The organism is Verrucosispora sp. CNZ293 (assembly GCF_002754655.1).
Genome location: NZ_PEFR01000001.1, coordinates 4,023,595 through 4,044,576, shown reverse-complemented (window position 1 = coordinate 4,044,576; position 20,982 = coordinate 4,023,595). Strand labels below are relative to the sequence as shown.

Sequence of the window (20,982 nt, the reverse complement as noted above, 5' to 3'; positions counted from 1 at the left end):
GATGGCCGGAGGGGTGGCGCGGAGCGTGGATCAGGGGACCGGAGCGCCGGTGGTCGGCGACAGCGTCCAGATCGGCATCGCGGTGGACATTCCGGAGCCGTGGGGCAGCCTGCTGACCCGACGCCGGCTGGAGGCGGGTGACCCGAACACGGTGCCGGCCCACGTCACCCTGCTCGGGCCGACCGAGATTCCGGTGACCGCGTTGCCGGAGGTGGAGCGGCACCTCGCCCGGGTCGCCGCGGCGCACCTGCCGTTCACCCTGCATCTGCGGGGCACCGGCACCTTCCGGCCGGTGACCCAGGTGGTCTTCGTGGCGGTCGCCGCCGGCATCAGCGAGTGTGAGCTGCTCGCCGCCGCGATAAATGCCGCTCCCGAGCTGGGCCGGGAGCTTCGGTTCCCCTACCATCCGCACGTGACCGTCGCGCAGGACGTCGCGCCGGAGGCGCTGGACCGGGCGTACGAGGATCTCGCCGACTTCTCCGCGATGTTCGAGGTGGACCATTTCACCCTCTTCTCGCACAGCGGACAGGCGCGGTGGCAGCCGCGTCGGGACTTCCGGCTGGGCGGCTGACCGTCCCGGCCGACACGTCGGGTACCTCTGACACGGCGACGACGGATCGGTGAGGATGACGACGTGAACGTTCTGGGTCGGGTCGAGGCGGCCATCGACACTCGGCTCACCGCCGCGCGCCGCCGCTCCCCGACCTTCGGTCACCTGTGGCGTGCCGGGGTGCTCTACACCGATCTGCAGGGGGGCCGGCTGGCCGCCGCTATCGCCTACTACGGCTTCTTCGCGGTCTTCGCGTTGGCCCTGGTCGCGTACGCGATCTTCGGCGCGATCCTGGAGGACAACGACGAGGTGAGCGCGGCGGCGGATGAGTTCCTCGGTGAGAACCTGCCGTTCCTCGATCCGACCCAGGTCGCCGACAGCAGCGGCACCGCCGGGCTGGTCGGTCTGCTGATCCTGGTGTTGACCGGGATCGGGTGGGTGGAGACGATCCGTTCCTCGCAGCGGCTGATCCACGGGCTCAACCAGCACCCGGGCAACCTGGTCGTGCGTCGCCTTGTCGATCTGGGTGTGCTGGTGGTCGTCTTCGTGCTGCTCGGCCTCTCGGTGGCGGCCGTGGACGCCCTGGAGTCGCTGCTGCGGTTCCTGCTGCGCAGCACCGGCTCGTTCGCGCTGACCACGGTCAGCGCGCTGCTCAGCGTGCTTGTCAACGCGGTGCTGGCCACGTTGCTGCTGGTCGCGGTGCCCCGGGTGCGGATGAGCCGGTCCCGGCTGCGGCCGGTGGTGCTGATCGTCGCGGTCGGCATCACCCTGCTCAACACCGTCGGCCGGTACTGGGTGGGTCGGGTCGAACACAACCCGGCGTACACGGTGGTGGCCACCGCCGTCGGGCTGCTCGTCTATCTGTACCTGCTCAATCAGCTGGTGCTCTTCGGCGCGGCGTTGGCGGCGACGAGCCGACGCGGACAGACCGTGGACCTGGCCGGGCGGCGTCCACCTGTCGACCTCGACGTGGACACCGGTCCGGGCACCCCGGGCGGGGCGGGTTGAGGCACCCGGCACCGCCGGGCACCCGTTGGGCCGAACCCACCCCGACCTGGCCGAACAGCGACGATGATGGGCCCGTGGGGGCACTCGTGACGTTGGACCTGCCGGCCGACTCGCCGATGCTGGAGCTGCCGTGGATCATCACGTTCGGTCCGCTCAGCGACGCCGACGAGTGGGAGCCGGTGGTGTGCGGCCCGTACGAGCGAGCGCACGCGTTGGCCTTGGCCGAGGCGCTTGTCGCTGACGAGCAGCTGATGGCGGTGGTGGAGCCGCTGGTGCCGGCGGTGTCGGTGGAGCAGATCCGTGGTGAGATCGCCGCGGCGCAACTCGCCGCCCAGGACGAGGTGGCGCGGGTGGACCAGGCCGACCTGTACGGCGACTACGAGGACACCATCGACGAGGAGGAGCTGGAGGCGGCCGAGCACGACCGGGCGACCGGCCCGCTGCCGGCACCGGACGTGGCGGAGCTGCGTGCCGGGTTCGCCCGGATCGCGGCCCAGCTCACCCGCGGCTGACCCGGTCCGCCGGCGGTCGGCGGTGGGGCGGACGGTCCAGCACGCAGAACTCGTTGTCCTCCGGGTCGACAAGCACCACGAAGCCCTCGTCGCCCCGCTGCCCCACGTCGGCGTGTCGGGCACCGAGTCCGATGAGTCGGCGGATCTCCGCTGCCGGGTCACCGTCGGCGACCAGGTCCAGGTGTAGCCGGTTCTTTCCGTGCTTGGGGGTGCCCGAGCCCTGCAACCAGACGGTCGGGGACTCCGGCGGGCTGTCCGGCGGCGGGTAGAGCTTGGCGCTGCCGTCGTCGCCGCTGTCGACCCGGTAGCCGAGCGCCGCCGACCAGAAACCGGCCATCAGCTCAAGATCGGTGACGTCCAGGGTGTACTGCGCGACATGAAGGCCCATGGCCTGCCGGTACCCAGCGGGGTGATCGTCGACACCGACGACCGCCCGGTGCCGGTGCCCGGGGGATCGCCCTGGACACCGGCACCGTCGCACCCCCCACCACAAGGGGTCGTGCCCAGCCGCCCGGCGGCGCGCAGCACGCCGGACGGCCGAGTCGATGACGGGCGTACCCGTTCAGTACCGCTCGAACCACACAGCCGCGTCGACCGGCAGCAGGTGCCCGCCGTCGCGTTCGGTGAGCGGCGCGCTGGCGACGAGCGGTGTGCCGTAGCCGTCGATCACGACAGGTGCGTCGCTGATGTTCACCGCGCAGGTCAGCACGGTGCCGTCGGCCTCGCGCTGGAAGGCGAGCACCCCGGGGCCGGTCTCCAGCCAGGTGATGCCGCCGACGCCGGCCAGCGCCGGGTGGGTGTGGCGGATCCGCAGCGCCGCGCGGTACAGCTCCAGCGTGGAACCGGGCGTGCCGGTCTGTGCGGCCACCGAGAGGGCCTGCCAGGTCGTCGGGGCCGGCAGCCAGCTCAGCTCGCTGCCGGCGGGCCCGAAGCCGTACGGCGCGAGTTCTCCGCTCCACGGGATCGGTACCCGGCAGCCGTCCCGGCTCTCGCCGGTGCGCAGGAAGGCCGGATCCTGACGTAGCTCGTCGGGCAGGTCGAGCACCTCGGGCAGGCCCAGCTCCTCACCCTGGTAGAGGTAGGCGCAGCCGGGCAGGGCGAGCATCAGCAGCGCGGCGGCCCGGGCCCGGCGCAGGCCGACCTCACCGTCGCCGTAGCGGGTGACGTGCCGTTGCCGGTCGTGGTTGGACAGCACCCAGGTGGTCGGGGCGCCGACGATCGTCGACTCGGCGAGTGCCGTGTCGATCACCTTCCGGAACGAGTCGGCCGACCAGGTGGCGTCGAGGAAGTCGAAGCTGAAAGCCTGGTGCAGCTCGTCCGGGCCGATGTAGCGGGCCAGCCGCTGCGGGGTCTCGGCCCAGGCCTCGGCGACGGCCATCCGACCGCCCGGGTAGCTGTCCAGGATGGGCCGCCAGGCGCGGTAGATGTCGTGCACCTCGTCCTGGTCGAAGTAGGGCAGCCGACCCTTGCCGAGCAGTTCGGACTGGCGCTGGCCGGTGGTCATCGAGTTGAAACCGACGTCCGGCAGCCCTTCGGCCTTGATCATGCCGTGGGCCACGTCGATCCGGAATCCGTCGACGCCCCGGTCCAGCCAGAAGCGGAGGATGTCCTCGAACTCGGCGCGTACCTCGGGGTGCCGCCAGTTCAGGTCGGGTTGCGCGGGGTCGAACAGGTGCAGGTACCACTGGCCGTCGGGGACCCGGGTCCAGGCCGGGCCGCCGAAGATGCTCTCCCAGTCGTTGGGGGCTGCTCGCCGTGGTCGCCCTTGCCGTCGGCGAAGAGGTAGCGCGCCCGTTCGGGTGAGCCGGGGGCGGCGGCCAGCGCCGCGGCGAACCAGGGGTGCTTGTCGGAGGTGTGGTTCGGCACGATGTCGACGATGATCCGCAGGCCGAGCGTGTGGGCGTCGCCGATCATCGCCTCGAAGTCGGCGAGGTTGCCGAACATCGGGTCCACGTCGCGGTAGTCGGCGACGTCGTAGCCGCCGTCGACCATGGGCGAGGTGTAGAAGGGGGTCAGCCAGAGCGCGTCGACACCCAGTTCGCGCAGGTAGGGCAGGCGCTCCCGGATGCCCCGGAGGTCACCGATGCCGTCGCCGTCGGAGTCGGCGAAGCTGCGGACGTAGACCTGGTAGACGACGGCGGAGCGCCACCAGTCGGCGTCGGAGGTCAGCGGCGAGGGGGTGCTGACGGTCATCGGGTGTTCCCCGTTCTGTGGCGCGGGACGGCGGTACCCGGCGCGTGGGCGAGGTGGGGACGCACGGGTGTCTGAGAAGAATGCCGGGCCAGCCTTGCAAGAGTCAAGCATTTCTTGCGCAAGAGGGGCGGCGATACCCCTGGTGCGGGTTACGTCACGTCGGGACCGTCGGTGCGGTGGGGCGACGTCATGCCGGGACCGCGAGTGCGGGCGGTGCCGGCCGTTGCCGGCCCGGGCCACTCGGCGCGGACGCACTGTCCTGCCGTGCCACGGCGGTGGACCCCCGCACCACGAGCTCCGGCCGGAACAGGTACTCCGAGCGCGGGGCGCCGTGGCCGTTGATCTCGTCGACGAGCGACCGCACCGCGGCGACAGCCATGGCGGCCACCGGTTGACGCATGGTGGTCAGCGGTGGGTCGGTGAAGGCCATCAGCGGCGAGTCGTCGTAGCCGACCACCGAGAGGTCCTCCGGTACCGACATGCCCCGCTGTCGGGCGGCCCGGATCGCGCCGAGTGCCATCAGGTCGGAGCCGCAGACGATGCCGGTGGCGCCGCGCTCGATCAGCCGACCGGCCGCCGCCTCGCCGCCCTCGACACCGAACAGCGACAGCTCGGTCAGCTCGGCCAACTCGCTCTCGCCGACACCGGCGAGCCGTTCCATCGCCGCCTTGTAGCCGCTGACCTTGCGCTGCACCGGCACGAAGCGGTCGGGACCGGTGATCAGACCGATCCGCCGGTGGCCCAGGGCCACCAGGTGGGCCACGGCCAGCTCGGCGGCCTCCCGGTCGTCACAGGAGACGAAGGGCGCGGGGATGCCGGGCGCGTACCCGTTGATCATCACGATGGGCAGCGGGCGGGCGAGCAGGGTCCGGTACCGGTCGTGGTCGGCGGCGGTGTCGGCGTGCAGGCCGGAGACGAAGACGATCCCGGAGACCTGCCGGTCCAGGAGCATCTCGACGTACTCGTCCTCGCGGACTCCGCCGGGGGTCTGGGTGCAGAGCACCGGGGTGTAGCCGGTGGGGGCCAGCGCCGACTCGATGATCTGGGCGAACGCCGGGAAGATCGGGTTGTCCAGCTCCGGAACTACCAGCCCGACCAGTCCGGCGCTGCGCTTGCGCAGTCGGGCGGGGCGCTCGTAACCGAGCACGTCGAGGGCGGTCAGGACGGCCTGCCGAGTCTCGGGTGCCACGCCGGGGCGGTCGTTGAGCACCCGCGACACCGTGGCCTCACTGACATCGGCCTGCTGGGCGATGTCGGACAGACGAGCGCGCATGGCGGCACTGTAGCTCACCGCCAAGTTCTTGCGCAGTGGCCAGCAAGAACTTGCAGGATCGAGCAGCGGGCGTCGGGAGCGTGCCCACGGGGCTTGCCGGAGGTGCCTCATCCGGGGACGATGAGTGCGCGGCAGGTGTGCGAAGAGTGACCGTGTTTGGGAGTTCGGTCACCCCAGCCGGGGATGAAATGCCCAGACAGCGACACTTGTCGGCCATCGAAGTTGCGGATGGGGCACGGTTGTTGCAGGGGTGTTCGCAAGGGGTTTCTAGTTACGAAACTTCTTGCTACTGTCCCGCCGTTACCCGGCAGGCAACTTAGGAGCGAACATGCGCCGCACAGCCAGGGGTATCGCCGTACTCGCCTCTGCCACCCTCGCCCTTTCCGTCGCCGCGTGCGGCGGGGAGGACAAGGCGGCCGAGGAGCAGCCGGCGGTCGACCCCGCTTCCCTCACCGCAGAACTGACCTGGTGGGACACCTCGGATCCGAAGAACGAGGGTCCGGCGTTCCAGGAGCTGATCGCCAAGTTCAACCAGACCTACCCGAACGTGAAGATCAACTACCAGTCGGTCCCGTTCGGTGAGGCGCAGAACAAGTTCAAGACCGCCGCGCAGGCCAAGACCGGCGCCCCGGACATCCTGCGGGCCGAGGTCGCCTGGGTGCCCGAGTTCGCCTCGCTGGGCTACCTGTACGCGCTTGACGGCTCCGAGCTGCTCGCCGACGAGTCCGACTTCCTGGAGACCCCGCTCGCCTCGAACAAGTTCGACGGCAAGACCTACGGCGTTCCGCAGGTCACCGACAGCCTCGCCTTGATGTACAACAAGGAGCTGCTGAGCGAGGCCGGGATCAGTGCCCCCCCGACCACCTGGGCCGAGCTGAAGACCGCGGCGCAGACCATCAAGGAGAAGACCGACGCCGAGGGTGTCTACATCAACCCGGCCGGCTACTTCCTGCTGCCGTTCATGTACGGCGAGGGCGGCGATCTGGTCGACACCGCCAGCAAGAAGATCGTCATCAACTCGGAGCAGAACGCGGCCGGGCTGGCGATCGCCAAGGATCTGATCGACAGCGGTGCGGCCGCCAAGCCGTCCGCCAACGACGCCTACGGCACCATGATGACCCTCTTCAAGGAGAAGAAGGTCGCTATGATCATCAACGGTCCGTGGGAGGTCAACAACGTCAAGCAGGCGCCGGGCTTCGGTGGCCTGGAGAACCTGGGCATCGCCCCGGTGCCGGGTGGCTCGGCGAAGGCCGGTGGCCCGGTCGGCGGCCACAACTACGTGATCTGGTCCGGCATGCCGCAGGAGAAGGTCGACGCCGCCGTCGCGTTCGTCAAGTTCATGAGCTCCGCCGAGTCGCAGGCCTTCCTGTCGGAGAAGCTCGGTCTGCTGCCGACCCGTACCTCGGCGTACGACCTCGACGCGGTCAAGAACAACGCCACGGTCGCCGCGTTCCAGCCGGTCGTGGAGGCCGGTGTGGGCCGTCCCTGGATCCCCGAGGCCGGTCAGTTCTTCGGCCCGCTCGACCAGATGGCCACCGAGGTCCTGATCCAGAACAAGGACCCTAAGGCCGCGCTGGACACCGTGGCCAAGAAGTACAAGGCCGAGGTCGTCCCCTCCTACGAGAACTGATCTCACCGCCGGCTCTCCGCCGGTGACCTCTCGGCACCCGGCAGGGTCGCGTGACCGTCTCCGGTCGCGCGGCCCTGCCGGACCTCCCCGCATGGAGCGCAGCTGATGACCACCGTGACAGCCGATCCGGCGCCGCCCTCGCCGCCGTCCGGCCGATCCGCTCGTCCCTCCCGGCTGCGTCGCAGCTGGGAGAAGCACTGGTACGCCTGGGCGATGGTGCTGCCCGTCGTCATCGTCCTGGCAGTTCTGATCTTCTACCCGCTGTTCCGCGGGATCTGGCTCTCCTTCACCAACCTCACCGAGGCCAACCAGGTCGCCGAGATCTGCACCCGGTCGATCACCGGTGGTGAGGTCTGTGCCGAGAACCCCAACAAGTGGGAGTTCGTCGGCCTCGACAACTACGTCCGGGTACTGACAGGTGAGGTAGGCGACTTCTGGCAGTGGACCGGCACCACGCTGATCTGGACCTTCGTCTGCGTGGCCTTCCACTTCGGCCTCGGCCTCGGCCTGGCCACCATGCTCAACCGCCCGATGCGGTTCCGGAGCCTGTACCGGGTACTGCTCGTGCTGCCCTGGGCGGTGCCGGCCTTCGTCAGCGCCTTCGCCTGGAAGTTCATCTTCAACGAGCGCTTCGGCCTGGCCAACGCGCTGCTCACCGCGGTCGGCATCGACCCGGTGTCCTGGTTCGCCGACCGGTGGACCGCGCTGCTCACCGCAATCGTCACGAACATCTGGCTCGGCGTGCCGTTCATGATGGTGGCGCTGCTCGGTGGCATGCAGACCATCCCGTCGGAGCTGTACGAGGCAGCCGAGATCGACGGTGCCTCCGCCTGGCAGCGGTTCCGGAACATCACCCTGCCCGGCCTGCGGCCGGTAAGCATGACGGTGATCCTGCTCGGCACCATCTGGACGTTCAACATGTTCCCGATCATCTTCCTGGTGACCGAAGGTCAGCCGGCCGGGCAGAGCGAGATCCTGGTGACCGGCGCCTTCCGGGCGGCCTTCGAGGGCATCCGTAACTACTCGCTGGCCTCGACCTACGGCGTACTGATCCTGTCCATCCTGCTGGTGTTCTCGGTGTTCTACCGCCGAGCGCTACGCAAGCAAGGCGAGGTGTGGTGAGCATGAGCCAGGTGACATCGCCACCCCCGGCGGTCCCGGCGGTCGCCGGCCCGGCGCCGGTCAGCACCCGCCCGGCGAAACGGCCCGGGCGCAGTGGGCGCAGCCCGGCGCGGTCCCTGCTGCTGCACGGCACGCTGATCGTGGCCTCGTTGATCGCGATCGGTCCGATCGTCTGGGTGCTGCTCTCCTCACTGAAGCCCGGGTACGCGATCCAGAGCAGCGAGCTGACCCTGTTCCGGGACACCACGCTCGCCAACTACAGCTACGTGCTGACCGAGACGAACTTCCCCAGGTGGTTCCTGAACTCGGTGGTCGTGGCGGCCTTCACCATGAGCATCGGCATCTTCCTGTCGGCCACCACCGGGTACGCGGTGTCCCGGTTCAACTTCCCGGGCCGCCGGCCGCTGATGATGGTCTTCCTGGTCACTCAGATGTTCCCGGTGGCCATCCTGATCGTGCCGATCTACACGATCATGGCCCGGCTCGGGTTGATCAACACGATGCCCGCGCTCGTCATCGCGTACCTGACCATCGCGGTGCCGTTCTGTGCCTGGATGTTGAAGGGCTACTTCGACTCCATCCCGACCTCACTGGACGAGGCGGCGGCGCTGGACGGCTGCGGCCCGTTCGCCACGTTCTGGCGGGTGGTGCTGCCGCTGGCCCGCCCGGCCGTGGCGGTCACCGCCTTCTACACCTTCCTCACCGCGTGGGGTGAGGTGGCGTACGCGTCGGCCTTCATCCAGACCGACAACAAGTTCACCCTCGCGTACGGGCTTCAGCAGTTCGTGCCGCAGTTCAACCCGCAGTGGGAGTACCTGACCGCCGCGGCCGTGCTTGTCACCCTGCCGGCCGGCCTGGTCTTCTTCTTCGCCCAGAAGCACCTGGTCTCCGGCCTGACCGCCGGCGGCACGAAGGGCTGACCGGCGCAGCCGCGGGCGGGCGCGGGTGACGGCGGCGCCCGCCCGCGCCGACGGTGGTGGTCAGCGCTGTCGACCGAAAAGGACGCGGACACCGGAGAGGTAGGTCGCCACGTCCGGGCCGCCGGTGATGATGCGTTGCAGGAACCAGCCCGGCAAGAGGCCGAACAGTGCTGCCGCCACGGCCGCCGGGTCGGCGTCGGCGGGCAGCTCGCCGGCTTCCTGGGCCCGTCTGACCAGCACCTCGAAGTGACCGCGAAGCTTGGTGTACCTGCTCGCCGCGAATTCGCCAAGCGCCGGGTCCCGTTGAGCCTCGCCCCACACCTGGATCGCGATCCGCAGCATTCCGTCGTCGCCGGCCTGGCTCTCCATGTACGCCAGCGCGTACTCCAGCGCCTTGTCCAGCGGTAGCGGCGGATCCTGCCGGGCCATCTCGTCGAGGACCTGTTCGGCGCCGCCGATCGTCTCCTCGGCGATGGCGCTGATCAGGGACGCCTTGCTCGGGAAGTAGCGGTAGACCGCGCCGACCGAGAGCCCTGCCTCGGCGATCACGTCCTGCATCGTCGTGCGGTGGAACCCCTCACGCAGGAAGCAACGGCGTGCCGCCTCGACGATCTGGCGGCGGCGGGCGGCGAGATGTTCCTCCGAGACACGTGGCACGGCTTACATCCTAGAACGAGCGTTCGTTCTTGACAGGAATCGACGAGCGAGAGGACCCTGAGGATATAAAAGAACGAGCATTCGTTTTGGAGAGTGGAGCGATGTCGTCCAGGAAGCCGTCACCCCTACTGCTAGCCGTCCTCGTCGCCGCCCTCGCGGTCGTCGGGCAGGCGCTGCTCGTACCCCTGTTCGCGGCTCCGGCGGCGAACCTGGCCCCGCGCGATCTGCCGGTCGCCGTCGCGGGTCCCGCGCCCGCCGTGGCCGAGCTGGCCGGGCGGCTCACCGCCGCGCGTCCCGGCGCCTTCGCGGTGGCCAGGCTGCCCGACGCGGTCGCGGCTGACCAGGCGCTGCGCGACCGGACGGTGTACGCCGCGTTCGTGGTCGGGCCCGACGGTGTCGCCCTGCACACCGCGCCGGCGGCCAGTCCCACGGTTGCCGCGCTGCTCACCGAGGCGGCCGGTCAGGTGAGCGCGGGGCACCCGGTCACCGTGGTCGAGGTGGTGCCGACCGCCGCCGACGATCCCCGGGGCGCCGGGTTCGCCGCCGGATTCCTCCCTCTGGCGATGACGAGCCTGCTCGCCGGCGCATTGCTCGTCCTGCTGGTCGCCGGCAGCCTGGCACGCCTGGTCGGGCTGGCGGCGACCGGTGTACTGGCGGGTCTGGTCGGCGTGGTGGTCCTGCACGGCTGGCTGGGCGTCATCGACGGCGACTGGCGCACCGAGGGTGCCGCCATCGGGCTCTTCGCCATGGCCGCGTCGGCCGTCGTGGCCGGTCTCGGTGCACTCCTCGGGCGGCCCGGCATCGGACTGGGCGCGCTGCTGGTCTTCCTGGTCGGCAACCCGCTCTCCGGGGTCGGTGCCGCGCCGGAGCTGCTACCGCAGCCGTGGGGCGCGCTCGGGCAGTGGCTGCCGGTGGGTGCCGGTGGCACGCTACTGCGCTCGGTGGCGTTCTTCGACGGTGCCGGTGCCGGTCGCCCGCTCGCGGTGCTCGCCGGCTACGCGGTGGTCGGGCTGGCGCTGGTGCTGGTGGCATCCCGGATTCACCCGGGTGCCTCTACTACGAACCGTCGTTGATAGGGCAGGATGGGTCGGGTGGAAGCACTTCGACTCATCCTCCTCTACGTCCATCTGATCGGGTTCGCGCTGCTGTTGGGTGGCGCGCTGACCCAGTACCTCAGCGGCAAGATCCGGATCAACGCTGCCATGCTGTGGGGTTCGGTGATCGGTCTGCTGAGCGGCATCGGCCTGAGCGCGCCGCTGCGCGACGGTGACGAGCCGGCCCCCGCGAAGCTTGTGACGAAGCTGGTGCTCGCGCTGCTGATCTTCGTCATGGTTTTCTTCTCCCGCAAGCGTGCCGAGGTCAACCGGGGGCACTTCCTGGCCATCGTGGGATTGACCCTGGTCAACGCGGCAGTGGCGGTCTTCTGGCGGTAGCCGGTGGCCAGCGCGGTCGACGGAGAAAAAGGGCCTTTCCGGCACGCGTACGCCCGCCTGCCGGCACCCTGAGTGATGTGGCCCACCCAAGCATTACGTAGGGGTAACAGGCCTCCAACAGTCCTGCACGATTGTCGGTCGGCAGGTGGGCGCGGGCGTACGCTCTGCTCCCGTAACGTGGGACGCCGGCGGCAAGGCGCAGGCCGGCTCAAGGGCTGCCACCGCGTACCCCGCGGTGTGCAATGGGAAGGAGACGTCTTGCGCTCGGTGCGTGGGATGCGGATCGCCTCGATGATCGCGGCGGGTGGGCTCGTACTGAGCGCCGCCGCCTGTGGCGAGGCCCCGGATGAGGAGAACAACGCCGGCTCCGGCGGCGAGAAGTACACCGCCTGCATGGTCACCGATGTCGGCGGCATCGACGACAAGTCGTTCAACGCCTCCGCCTGGAAGGGCCTGGAAGACGCCAAGGCGGAGAACAGCAACATCGACATCAAGTACGTCGCGTCCAAGGCCGAGGCGGACTACGAGCCGAACCTCACCCAGTACGTGAACCAGGACTGCGACTTCATCCTGGCGGTCGGTGGCCTGATGGGTGACGCGACCAAGAAGATCGCCGAGGCGAACCCGGACCAGCAGTTCGGCATCGTCGACGCCGACCCGGGCGTGTCCAACGTCTACCCGATGCAGTTCGACACCGCCCAGGCCGGCTTCCTCGCCGGCTACGTCGCCGCCGGCATGACCGAGAGCGGCAAGGTGGGCACCTACGGCGGGCTGAAGATCCCGCCGGTGACCATCTTCATGGACGGTTACGCCGACGGCGTCGCCTACTACAACGAGGCCAAGAGCAAGGACGTCCAGGTTCTCGGGTGGAACAAGGAGACCCAGAACGGCTCCTTCACCAACGACTTCGTCAAGCAGGACGAGGGCAAGAAGGTGAGCGACGCGCTCGTCGCCCAGGGTGCGGACATCATCATGCCGGTGGCCGGCGGCGCCGGCCTCGGCACCACGGGCGCGGCCCAGGCCTCGGGTGGCAAGTACAACACCATCTGGGTGGACGTCGACGGCTGCGAGAGCACCCCGAACTGCCCGGCGATCATCACCACCGTGGTGAAGAACATCCCGGGCGCGGTCAAGGAGGCAGTGCTCAAGGCCGCCGGCGGCGAGCAGCTCCAGGCGGACCCGGGCTTCATCGGCACCCTGGCCAACGAGGGTGTCTCGATCGCCCCGTACCACGACTTCGACAGCAAGGTTCCAGCCGAGCTGAAGGCCGAGGTCGACAAGCTGAAGGCGGACATCGCCGGCGGCACCGTCAAGGTCGAGTCGGCAGCCCAGCCGAAGTGACCCGTCGCCGGCCGTCCCCGGTGAGACGATCACCGAGGGCGGCCGGCGAGCAGAGCCACACCTGATCCGGCCGCTGCGGCGCGGGGAGACCCGCCGTGCCGCAGCGGCCGATCCGCGCCACCGGTCCGGCCGACGCCGGGCCCGCTCGCCAGCAGCTACGCTGCACCATCGCTTCGCACTCCAGGAGGTTGCGCTGAGACTCGAACTGCGCGGCATCACCAAGCGGTTCGGTGATCTGGTCGCCAACGACCACATCGACCTGACGGTGGAGCCTGGAGAGATCCACGCCCTGCTCGGCGAGAACGGCGCGGGCAAGTCGACCCTGATGAACGTGCTGTACGGGCTCTACCAACCCGACGAGGGCGAGATCCTGGTCGACGGGAAGCCGCTGAAGCTGCGCGGCCCCTCCGACGCGATCGCGGCCGGCATCGGCATGGTGCACCAGCACTTCATGCTGGTGCCCGTCTTCACCGTCACCGAGAACATCATGCTCGGTGCCGAGCAGGTGCGCGGCGGCATCGCCGGGTTCCTGGACCGGCGCCGGGCCCGGCGCGAGGTCGCCGAGGTCTCCCAGCGGTACAACCTGCGGGTCGACCCGGACGCGGTCATCGAGGACCTGCCGGTCGGCGTCCAGCAGCGGGTGGAGATCGTCAAGGCGCTCACCCGGGACGTCGACCTGCTCATCCTCGACGAACCCACTGCCGTGCTCACCCCGCAGGAGACCGAGGAACTGCTCACCGTGATGCGGTCGCTCAAGGCCGCCGGCAAGTCGATCGTCTTCATCACCCACAAGCTCGGCGAGGTCAAGGCGATCGCCGACCGGATCACGGTGATCCGGCGCGGGAAGACGGTGGGTACGGCGTCGCCCGAGGCGAGCCGGGACGAGTTGGCCGCGCTGATGGTCGGCCGCACCGTCCGGCTCACCGTGGACAAGACCCCGGCCACCCCCGGCGAGCCCGTCCTGGAGCTGTCCGGCCTGGTCGTCGACGACGACCGTCAGGTCCGCGCGGTGGACGGAGTCGACCTGACCGTACGCGCGGGTGAGGTGCTCGGCGTCGCGGGCGTGCAGGGCAACGGCCAGACCGAACTCATCGAAGCCATCATGGGGCTGCGTCCGCTGCTCGCCGGCACGATCACGCTCGACGGGCAACGGATCGACGGCTGGTCGACCAAGAAGGTGCTCCGGGCGGGCGTCGGTTACGTGCCGGAGGACCGCAGCGTCGACGGTCTGGTCAAGGAGTTCACCGTCGCGGAGAACCTGGTGCTGGACATGTACGACAGGCCGCCCTTCGGCCGGGGCCTGTCGCTGCGGCCGGACGAGATCGGCAGGTCGGCACGGGAACGCATCGAGCAGTTCGACGTGCGTACCTCGTCGGCGGACGCGCCGGTCGGCACCCTCTCCGGCGGCAACCAGCAGAAGGTGATCGTCGCCCGGGAGCTGTCCCGGCCGCTGAAGCTGTTCATCGCCGCCCAGCCGACCCGGGGGGTGGACGTCGGCTCGATCGAGTTCATCCACAGCCGGGTCGTCCACGAGCGCGACATCGGTACCGCCGTGCTTGTCGTCTCCAGCGAACTCGACGAGGTGATCGGGCTGGCCGACCGGATCGCGGTGATGTACCGCGGGCGGATCATCGGTGTGGTCGGTCCGGACACGCCCCGCGAGGAGATCGGCCTGCTGATGGCCGGCATCATCCCGGACGCGACGGGTGGCTCCCCGGCCGACGGGACCGGGCCGACGGCGACCACCGACCCGGACATGGTGGCCACCACCGACGCGGATGTCGTGTCCGACACGGGGACCCCGGCGACCACCGACCGGGACGTCCCGGCCACCACCGACGGCGTGGTGTCGGCCGAGGGGCCAGGCAGCGAAGACGAGAAGGACCGATGAGCGAGCGAACCATCAGGCACGGCGGCCCTGCGGCGGCACGGAGCGGAGCGGAGTTGCCGGCATGAGTGACCCCAACGCCCAGCCGGGTTCCCCGGACAAGGAACCGGCGAGTGAGGACCAGGCCGCCCGGACCGCGCTCGGCAACACCGAACGCGCGGAGGCGGACACCACCCCCGGTGGGCCGGGACCGCGCCCCACGCTGGGGCGGCTCTTCCTGGAGAACCTGTGGGCCGCCAACACCTTCACGGTGACCCTGCTCTCGCTGGTGCTGGCGATGATCGTCGGCGCCATCCTGATGATCATCTCCGACCCGGAGGTGCTGGCCACCTACAGCTACATCACCGCCCGCCCCTCGGACGCGATAAACGCCAGCTGGACGCTTGTCAGCGAGGCGTACGCGAACCTCTTCAAGGGCTCGGTCTTCGACCCGGCCGCGAACAGCTTCAACTCGGCGCTGAGCCCGATCTCGGAGACGCTCACCTACACCGCGCCGCTGGTCTTCACCGGCCTGTCGGTGGCGCTGGCCTTCCGCGGTGGCCTGTTCAACATCGGCGCGCAGGGGCAGGCGACGATGGGTGTCATCCTGGCCGCGTTGGCCGGCTTCCTGCTGCCGCTGCCGCCCGGGCTGCACCTGCTGGTCGCCGTCCTGGCCGGCGCGATCGGCGGGGCCATCTGGGGTTTCATCCCGGGCATCCTCAAGGCGCGGACCGGCGCCCACGAGGTGATCAACACGATCATGCTCAACTACATCGCCGTCTACTTCCTCACCTGGTTGATCGTGCAGAACGGGGTGCAGGACCCGAACCGCACCGACGCGATCAGCCGGCCGGTGGAGGCCTCCGCCCAACTGCCGCGACTCTTCGGTGACGGGCTGCGCGCCCACGCCGGCATCATCCTGGCCGTGCTGGCCACCTGGGCGGTCGCCTGGCTGCTCAACCGCTCCACGCTCGGCTTCGAGCTGCGGGCGGTGGGCGCGAACCCGGACGCCGCCCGCACCGCCGGCATGAGCGTCACCCGGACGTACGTGTTGATCATGGTCTTCGCCGGAGCGCTTGCCGGTCTCGGCGGCTCGCAGATGGTGCTCGGCACCACCGCCGCCGCGCTGACCCCCCTGGTGGTCGCCCAGATCGGCTTCGACGGCATCCTGGTCGCCCTGCTCGGTCGGGTGAAACCCTGGGGCGTGGCGCTGGCCGCGCTGCTGTTCGGCGCGTTGCAGGCCGGCGGCAACCGGATGCAGTCGTACTCGGGGATCTCGCTGGAGCTGGTCACCGTGCTCCAGGCCCTGATCGTCATCTTCATCGCCGCGCCGGCACTGGTCAAGGCGATCTTCCAGCTCCGGGCCGCGCGGGCCGCCCGGTTGCAGACGAGCCTCGCGAAGGGCTGGTGAGGCATGTCCACCACGGCTGTTCCCGACGTCGCGGTCGCGGCGGTCGACGAAGGCTTCTGGACCCGTACCCGCAAGGTCGGTCTGGTGCTGGTGGCCCTCGGTCTGGTGGCCACCGTGCTGTTCGGCGCGTTGGCCACCGGCGAACAGGCCCGCTTCACGCTCAGCGAGGACGCCGCAGGTGCCGCGCTGGAGGTCAACGGCACCGTCGGCGCGATCGTCTTCGGCCTGATCGCGCTGGCCGCCGGTGCGGCAATGCTGGCCGGCCTGCCGAAACGCCTGTTCATCCCGGTGCTCGCCGTCGGCCTGGTCGCCTTCGTGCTCTCCTTCCTGTGCTGGCAGGTCTCCGCCGCGCCGACCGGGCAGAACTTCATGCCGCTCGTCAACATCGTGCGGGGCACCTTCCTGCTCGCCCTGCCGCTGATCTTCGGATCGCTGGCCGGCGTCCTCTGCGAACGATCCGGCGTGGTGAACGTGGCCATCGAGGGGCAACTGCTGATGGGCGCCTTCAGCGGCGCGCTTTTCGGCAGCATCTCCGGCAGCGTCTGGGCGGGCCTGCTGGCCGCCGCCATCGGCGGGTCGTTCATCTCGCTGCTGCTGGCCGTGTTCAGCATCCGCTACCTGGTCGACCAGGTGGTCATGGGCATCGTGCTGAACCTGCTCGCGGTCGGCATCACCGGCTTCCTGTACGAGCGGCTGATGCAGACCGACGCCGCCCGGTACAACAGCGCGCCACGCTTCAGCAACTGGGAGATTCCGCTGCTGTCGGACATCCCGGTGCTGGGCCCGGCGCTGTTCCGGGGCAACATCTTCCTCTACCTGGCGCTGCTGCTGGTGCTCGTGATCCACATCGCGCTGTTCCGTACCCGGTGGGGTCTGCGCACCCGGTCGGTGGGTGAGCACCCGACGGCGGCCGACACCCTCGGCGTGCGGGTGCTCGGCCTGCGCTACCGCAACGTGATCATGGCTGGTGCCGTCGCCGGCATCGGTGGTGCCTCCTACACGCTCGCCCTCTTCTCGTTCACCAAGAACATGATCGGTGGCAAGGGCTTCATCGCGCTGGCCGCGCTGATCTTCGGCCGGTGGAGTCCGACCGGCGCGCTGCTCGCCGCGCTCTTCTTCGGCTTCGCCGACCAGTTGGCCACCTACCTGGGGGCGATCAACAGTGTGATCCCCGGCCAGTTCCTGGCCATGCTGCCCTACCTGGCGACGATTCTGGCCGTGGCCGGACTGGTCGGCCGGGTACGGGCACCGGCCGCCGACGGCAAGCCGTACATCAAGGGCTGACCCAGGGGAGCGGACCATGGAGATCGACTGGGAGCGGCTGCGGACCGCCGCCACCGAGGTGATGCGGCACGCGTACGTGCCGTATTCGAAGTTTCCGGTCGGAGCCGCGGCGCTCGTCGACGACGGCCGGGTCGTGGTCGGCTGCAACGTCGAGAACGCCGCGTACGGGGTGGTGCTCTGCGCCGAGTGCGGGGTGGTCTCCTCGCTGCACGCCACCGGCGGGGGCCGGATCGTCGCGCTGTCCTGCGTCGACGCCACCGGCGAGCCGTTGATGCCGTGCGGACGCTGCCGGCAGTTGCTGTGGGAGCAGGGCGGGCCGGAGTGCCTCGTCGAGGCCAAGGGCGGTCCGCTGCGGATGGCCGAACTGCTCCCGCACGCTTTCGACGTGGCCGACATCGAGGCGGTCACCGGGGAGCGGCCGGTGCCTGTGGTGCCCGACCGGCTGGCCGCCTGGCGTGGCCGGGGCACCGTCTTCGTGCACCCGGACCTTTCCGACGGCCAGCAGGTCTGGACGGCCTACTGGGAGCGTTCGGCCGGTGACGACATGGGCGCCCAGACCGGGGTGCTGGAGGAGGGCCCGAGCTGGGACGATCCGGCGGATGCGATCGGCTGGGGGCTGGCGCGCACGCCCCGGGTGGTGGTGGTCGACGCGTCCGGCACGATCTTCTGGGCCGGCGAGGGTGAGCCGCCGTCGGAGATTCCGGTTCGCTGGGGTGGCTGAGCTTGGGGGATGGGCCGACCGTACCCGGCTCCGGGCGGTCAGGCTTGATCCCTGCGCCGGGCACGGTCGGCCCATCCCCTCGGTGGGCACGGTGCGCGAACCGGTATCGCCAAACGACGAGAAAAGATCGATCTGATGAGTGGTTTTGCGGCTGTTGATGTGATTCGGGTCAAGCGGGACGGGGGGGTGTTGTCGGACGGGCAGATCGACTGGGTGGTGGACGCGTACACCCGGGGGTGGTGGCCGACGAGCAGATGTCGGCGCTGGCCATGGCGATCCTGCTCAACGGCATGACCGGCCCCGAGATCGCCCGCTGGACGGCCGCGATGATCGCCAGTGGCGAACGACTCGACCTGTCCGCGGTGACCCGGCCGACGGTCGACAAGCACTCGACAGGCGGGGTCGGTGACAAGATCACTCTGCCGCTCACCCCCCTCGTCGCGGCCTGCGGGGCCGCGGTCCCGCAGCTGTCCGGGCGCGGGCTCGGGCACACCGGCGGCACGCTGGACAAGCTGGAGTCGATACCGGGTTGGCGGGCAGCGCTGAGCAACGAGGAGTTCACCGCGCAACTGCGTGACGTCGGCGCGGTGATCTGCGCTGCCGGCTCGGGGCTCGCCCCGGCCGACCGCAAGCTGTACGCGCTACGTGACGTCACCGGCACCGTCGAGGCCATCCCGCTGATCGCCAGCTCGATCATGAGCAAGAAGATCGCCGAGGGAACCGGCGCGCTGGTGCTGGACGTGAAGGTGGGCTCCGGCGCGTTCATGAAGTCGGTCGACGACGCCCGGGAACTGGCCCGGACCATGGTCGAGCTGGGCGGCGCACACGGCGTGAAGACAGTCGCCCTGCTCACCGACATGTCCACCCCCCTCGGCCGGGCCATCGGCAACGGCATCGAGGTGACCGAGTCGGTGGAGGTGCTCGCCGGTGGCGGGCCGGCCGACGTGGTGGAGCTGACCCTGGCGTTGGCCCGGGAGATGCTCGACGCGGCCGGGCTGCCGGACGCCGACCCCGCCGCCGCGCTGCGCGACGGGCGCGCGATGGATGCCTGGCGGTCGATGATCCGGGCACAGGGCGGCGACCCGGACGCGCCGATGCCGACGGCAGCCGAGGTCGAGGTGGTCCGGGCCGACACGGACGGTCACGTCGCGGCGGTCGACGCGTATGCCATGGGGGTGGCCGCGTGGCGACTCGGCGCGGGTCGGGCGCGCAAGGAGGACCGGGTCAGCGTGCCGGCCGGCGTGCTGCTGCACAAGCGTCCCGGTGACCCGGTGCGTGCCGGGGATCCCCTCTACGAGCTGCGGGCCGAGCGGGCGGAGCTGATCCCGGCGGCGCTGACGGAGGCGGCTCGGGCGGTGACCGTCGCGGCCCGACCGCCGGCCACGACGCCCTTGGTGATCGAACGCGTCGAGTGACGAAACCCTGGTCCCGCCCATGGTGTCGGAGCGTGAGGGCCGCTATTCTCGCAGGCCAGGGGGGACCGTCGGCGTCGAGCCAATGTGACCAGACAGGGATTTTGCCGTGATCGTGCCTGCCCCTGACCCCCGCGAGGTGCGTGAGGCGAGCCTGGACGAACTGTCCCGGTTGCGGCTGCCGCTGCCGCCGCCCCAGTTCCCGCTGGTCTGGGAGCCGGGCGATGACATCGAGTTGCGGCCGACGGCGGAGATCGAGGCGCGGATCGCGGTGCTGCACCTGATCCTGGCCCGGTGTTTCGGCATGCCGCCCCAGGCCGCGATGAGTTGGCTGCTCGCCTCGCATCTGGTGGAGATGGTCACGCCGCCGGAGTTCAAGTTCGTCACCGGGGCCAAGGGTGACCACCGCTCCTTCGTGCTGCACCATGACGCGCTGTTCTCGCTGGCCTGGGTGCTCGGCCTGACCAAGCAGCTGGACCCCACCATGCCGACCGACGACCGGCTGGTGGAGCGGCTGCCGCACATCGCCGAGGGGGAGACCTTCCGGCAGTGGCGGTCCCGGATCCTGGCCGCGCCGCAGCACCCGGCGGACGCGGCGGCCCTGCTCGACCTGCACTACTGCCTGGACTGGTCGTACCTGGAGGTGAGCCGCGCCGGCCGGACCCTGCCGGGCCTGGTGGACGCCAACGCGATAGGTCAGCGGCGGTGGGCGCTGGAGTGGGCGGTCATCCTGCGCGGGCCGTACCACGACGAGCCCCCCGGCTGGGAAGAGGTCGACCTCTCCACCTAGGCGGGACGGTATGCCCCGAGCCGGACCGCCACGGTCACCCGGACCGGCTCGCCGAGGGCGTCGATCCGGGCGGCCAACCCCGCCGGGTCGGTGTGCCAGGCGCTCGGACCCATGCCGACCAGGGTGGCCACCTCCCTGCCGGACAGCGCCAGCTCCTGCCGGTGCACTGTCGTCGACTCCTCGGTGAAGTGCCCGGCCAGGCTGGCCGCCACCCGGTCCGCCTTGGCCGGATCGACCCGGAGCAGGCCGAGTGCGGCGACAAGTTCGGTGAGATGGTCGGTGGCCGGGGTCACCACCAGCAGCCGGCCGTCGGGGGCGAGCACCCGGCGGAACTCGGCACCGTTACGGGGTGCGAAGACGTTGAGCACAAGCGCCGCCGAGGCGTCCGCCAGCGGTAGTCGCTGCCAGGTGTCGGCCAGCGCGGCGGTGACCCGTGGGTGCGCCCGGGCGGCCCGACGTAGCGCGGGTTTGGCGATGTCCAGCGCGAGACCCACGGCCGTGGGCACGGCCGTCAGCACCGCCGCGAGGTGCCGGCCGGTGCCCGCGCCCGCGTCCACCACCAGGGGGTACGCGTCGTCGGCCGCCTGGGCGGCGTCGGCGAGGGCGGCGGAGATGACGTCGTAGTGACCGGCAGCCAGGAAGTCCGCCCGGGCGGCGACCATCTCGGCGGTGTCGCCGCTGTGCGGGGCGCGACCGGTGAGCAGGTTGACGTAACCCTGCCGGGCGATGTCGAAGCTGTGCCGACGCGGGCAGCGCAGCGCCTGGCTGGTGCCGGCCGGGGCGAGGCGGAGCCCTTCGCCGCAGACCGGGCACCGCAGTCGTTCGACCACCTGTGGGTCCGGTCCTGCTGCGTTCACC

Annotated in this window: 18 protein-coding genes and 2 pseudogenes; 15 read left to right on the top strand and 5 right to left on the bottom strand. The window is 70.3% G+C overall.

Translation table 11 applies throughout. The features are described 5' to 3' along the window. Position 1: 1 nt before the first annotated feature. The 3 genes from CLT74_RS18305 to CLT74_RS18295 all read left to right on the top strand — a co-directional run bounded on the left by CLT74_RS18305 (position 2) and on the right by CLT74_RS18295 (position 2,070). The gene (locus CLT74_RS18305) at positions 2-571 is read left to right on the top strand and encodes a 2'-5' RNA ligase family protein (RefSeq protein WP_099847623.1); all 570 of its coding nucleotides are present in this window, start codon (positions 2-4) and stop codon (positions 569-571) included. Between the two features lie 63 nt (positions 572-634). Beyond that, positions 635-1,558, top strand: a complete 924-nt coding sequence (locus tag CLT74_RS18300; protein ID WP_099847622.1) for a YhjD/YihY/BrkB family envelope integrity protein — start codon at positions 635-637, stop codon at positions 1,556-1,558. Positions 1,559-1,632: 74 nt separating this feature from the next. Then, positions 1,633-2,070, top strand: coding sequence for a hypothetical protein (locus CLT74_RS18295; RefSeq protein ID WP_099847621.1), 438 nt, complete (start codon positions 1,633-1,635; stop codon positions 2,068-2,070). Here the strand turns inward: CLT74_RS18295 and CLT74_RS18290 are convergent. From CLT74_RS18290 to CLT74_RS18280, 3 genes and pseudogenes are all read right to left on the bottom strand, one after another. Beyond that, on the bottom strand, positions 2,057-2,458 hold the full coding sequence (locus tag CLT74_RS18290; protein ID WP_099847620.1) for a VOC family protein: 402 nt from the start codon (positions 2,456-2,458) through the stop codon (positions 2,057-2,059). The two genes, CLT74_RS18295 and CLT74_RS18290, sit on opposite strands and share 14 nt — an antisense overlap. A 174-nt stretch (positions 2,459-2,632) precedes the next feature. Continuing rightward, positions 2,633-4,263 (bottom strand): annotated as a pseudogene (locus CLT74_RS18285) (glycoside hydrolase family 13 protein). Positions 4,264-4,450: 187 nt separating this feature from the next. Next, the gene (locus CLT74_RS18280) at positions 4,451-5,536 is read right to left on the bottom strand and encodes a LacI family DNA-binding transcriptional regulator (RefSeq protein WP_199172212.1); all 1,086 of its coding nucleotides are present in this window, start codon (positions 5,534-5,536) and stop codon (positions 4,451-4,453) included. A 328-nt stretch (positions 5,537-5,864) separates the two neighbouring features. Here CLT74_RS18280 and CLT74_RS18275 point away from each other — a divergent pair, with 328 nt between their 5' ends. The 3 genes from CLT74_RS18275 to CLT74_RS18265 all read left to right on the top strand — a co-directional run bounded on the left by CLT74_RS18275 (position 5,865) and on the right by CLT74_RS18265 (position 9,208). Continuing rightward, entirely contained in the window at positions 5,865-7,166 is a 1,302-nt protein-coding gene (locus CLT74_RS18275; RefSeq protein WP_099847618.1) for an extracellular solute-binding protein, read from the top strand. A 105-nt stretch (positions 7,167-7,271) separates the two neighbouring features. Beyond that, positions 7,272-8,288, top strand: a complete 1,017-nt coding sequence (locus CLT74_RS18270; protein WP_099847617.1) for a carbohydrate ABC transporter permease — start codon at positions 7,272-7,274, stop codon at positions 8,286-8,288. A 2-nt stretch (positions 8,289-8,290) separates the two neighbouring features. Then, positions 8,291-9,208 carry a sugar ABC transporter permease gene (locus CLT74_RS18265; RefSeq protein ID WP_486582396.1) on the top strand — a complete coding sequence of 306 codons (918 nt, stop codon included), beginning with the start codon at positions 8,291-8,293 and terminating at the stop codon, positions 9,206-9,208. A 60-nt stretch (positions 9,209-9,268) separates the two neighbouring features. Here CLT74_RS18265 and CLT74_RS18260 read toward each other — a convergent pair whose 3' ends face one another. Continuing rightward, on the bottom strand, positions 9,269-9,865 hold the full coding sequence (locus CLT74_RS18260) for a TetR/AcrR family transcriptional regulator (protein ID WP_199172211.1): 597 nt from the start codon (positions 9,863-9,865) through the stop codon (positions 9,269-9,271). Positions 9,866-9,966: 101 nt separating this feature from the next. Here CLT74_RS18260 and CLT74_RS18255 point away from each other — a divergent pair, with 101 nt between their 5' ends. The 9 genes and pseudogenes from CLT74_RS18255 to CLT74_RS18215 all read left to right on the top strand — a co-directional run bounded on the left by CLT74_RS18255 (position 9,967) and on the right by CLT74_RS18215 (position 20,124). Further along, a complete protein-coding gene (locus tag CLT74_RS18255; RefSeq protein ID WP_099847616.1) occupies positions 9,967-10,938 on the top strand; it encodes a hypothetical protein in 972 nt (323 codons plus the stop codon). Between the two features lie 18 nt (positions 10,939-10,956). Further along, positions 10,957-11,298 carry a hypothetical protein gene (locus CLT74_RS18250; protein WP_099852298.1) on the top strand — a complete coding sequence of 114 codons (342 nt, stop codon included), beginning with the start codon at positions 10,957-10,959 and terminating at the stop codon, positions 11,296-11,298. A gap of 276 nt (positions 11,299-11,574) precedes the next feature. After that, on the top strand, positions 11,575-12,639 hold the full coding sequence (locus CLT74_RS18245) for a BMP family ABC transporter substrate-binding protein (RefSeq protein ID WP_099847615.1): 1,065 nt from the start codon (positions 11,575-11,577) through the stop codon (positions 12,637-12,639). Positions 12,640-12,799: 160 nt separating this feature from the next. Further along, positions 12,800-14,530 (top strand): ABC transporter ATP-binding protein, encoded by a 1,731-nt coding sequence (locus tag CLT74_RS18240; protein ID WP_486582741.1) that lies wholly within the window; start codon positions 12,800-12,802, stop codon positions 14,528-14,530. 61 nt (positions 14,531-14,591) lie between these two features. Next, positions 14,592-15,917, top strand: a complete 1,326-nt coding sequence (locus CLT74_RS18235) for an ABC transporter permease (RefSeq protein ID WP_099847614.1) — start codon at positions 14,592-14,594, stop codon at positions 15,915-15,917. 3 nt (positions 15,918-15,920) lie between these two features. Next, positions 15,921-17,201, top strand: coding sequence for an ABC transporter permease (locus CLT74_RS18230; protein WP_099847613.1), 1,281 nt, complete (start codon positions 15,921-15,923; stop codon positions 17,199-17,201). 16 nt (positions 17,202-17,217) lie between these two features. After that, a complete protein-coding gene (locus CLT74_RS18225) occupies positions 17,218-17,922 on the top strand; it encodes a cytidine deaminase (protein ID WP_099847612.1) in 705 nt (234 codons plus the stop codon). Positions 17,923-18,057: 135 nt separating this feature from the next. Then, positions 18,058-19,337: pseudogene (locus tag CLT74_RS18220) on the top strand (thymidine phosphorylase). A 106-nt stretch (positions 19,338-19,443) separates the two neighbouring features. Further along, on the top strand, positions 19,444-20,124 hold the full coding sequence (locus CLT74_RS18215; protein ID WP_099847611.1) for a DUF4272 domain-containing protein: 681 nt from the start codon (positions 19,444-19,446) through the stop codon (positions 20,122-20,124). On the opposite strand, the gene CLT74_RS18210 is transcribed toward CLT74_RS18215, so the two are convergent. Beyond that, complete coding sequence (locus CLT74_RS18210; protein ID WP_099847610.1) at positions 20,121-20,981, bottom strand: putative RNA methyltransferase; 861 nt, start codon at positions 20,979-20,981, stop codon at positions 20,121-20,123. The two genes, CLT74_RS18215 and CLT74_RS18210, sit on opposite strands and share 4 nt — an antisense overlap. Between the last annotated feature and the right edge of the window lies 1 nt (position 20,982).